The organism is Streptomyces sp. NPDC051020, assembly GCF_040683105.1.
Classification (GTDB): Bacteria; Actinomycetota; Actinomycetes; order Streptomycetales; family Streptomycetaceae; genus Streptomyces.
Genome location: NZ_JBFBCG010000246.1, coordinates 1 through 1072 on the forward strand (window position 1 = coordinate 1; position 1072 = coordinate 1072).

Here is a 1072-nt window from a genome sequence, read left to right on the forward strand (position 1 = left end):
TCCTGACGGGCCGGCTCGCCGGGCCTGGTGGGGCGGCCCGGGTGGCGCCGGGAGCGGGCGGCGATCGCGGTCTTCTCGTCGATGGACAGCACCACCGCTCCTTCCGGCGGATCGCGATACAGGTCGCACACGTCCGCGACACGGTCCCAGAAGTCGGGGGTGTCGCGACGGGCGAGCCAGCCGCGGACCCGGTGCGGCTTGAGGTCCAAGTCGGCCAGGATCCGGCCGACTTGAGAGGCAGAGATCGCCAAAGACCCGGTGCCTGCCACCTGCTCGGCGATGGTGCGATGCGACCAGGTCGCCTCCGGATGCGGAGGCTCACTGGTCGCGACCGCCACGATCGCTACCGTCACCTCGGTCCCGTAGGTCTTGGGGCGGCCCGAGCGGGCAGCGTCCTTGAGCCCGTCCGGGCCCAGAGCAGCGAACCGGCCGCGCCACTTGCGGACCGTGTTCACACTGATCGCCAGTTCCCTCGCGATCGCCCCGTTGCTCTGCCCCTCGGCGGCCGCCAGGACAACCCGGGCCCGCAGCACTTCCCGCACCTGCGCCTTCAACGCGACCACCGTACGGATCAGATGCTCGCGCACCGTCCTCTCCAGCTCCACCACGACCGCCCCGGCCAACCCTGCCACGCTCCCTCGCCGCTCCGCCCGAAGAGACGATCATGACGGAAGCGGGCAGCGAGACGGCATGATGGCCCGGTGCCGAAGAACCCACCCGAGTCCATGCAAGCCCACCTGCGTCTGCGTCTACGCGCCCGCGCCGAGGAGCGCTGGCCCCAGCTCACGGGGATCCAGGTGCGCTTTCGAGCCGGATTCGCCTACGTGGCCGGGGAACTGCCGGGCGAGGAGGAACCCCTGCCGCTGTGCCGCCTCCGCTTCACCGGCGTCCTGCACACTTGGGGTTTCGCCCTCTACCTCGCCAGCCGCGACAAGTACGAGGACAACTTCCTACCCACCGGACTGCCCTCCGGCTCCCCCGAAGACGCCCTGGACTGCGCCTGCGGCTTCTACCTCGGCGACCTGGCGCCCTGATCAACACCCCTCCACGAACTTGCGCGGGGCAGCACTAG

Annotated in this window: 2 protein-coding genes; one reads left to right on the top strand and one right to left on the bottom strand. The window is 70.6% G+C overall.

The window, feature by feature from the left end:
* Positions 1 to 632: IS630 family transposase (locus AB0N06_RS38995; protein ID WP_366139394.1), on the bottom strand; the 632-nt coding region annotated here is incomplete at its 3' end.
* 69 nt (positions 633 to 701) lie between these two features.
* Here AB0N06_RS38995 and AB0N06_RS39000 point away from each other — a divergent pair.
* Positions 702 to 1034, top strand: coding sequence for a hypothetical protein (locus tag AB0N06_RS39000; protein WP_366139395.1), 333 nt, complete (start codon positions 702 to 704; stop codon positions 1032 to 1034).
* The last annotated feature ends 38 nt before the right edge of the window (positions 1035 to 1072 follow it).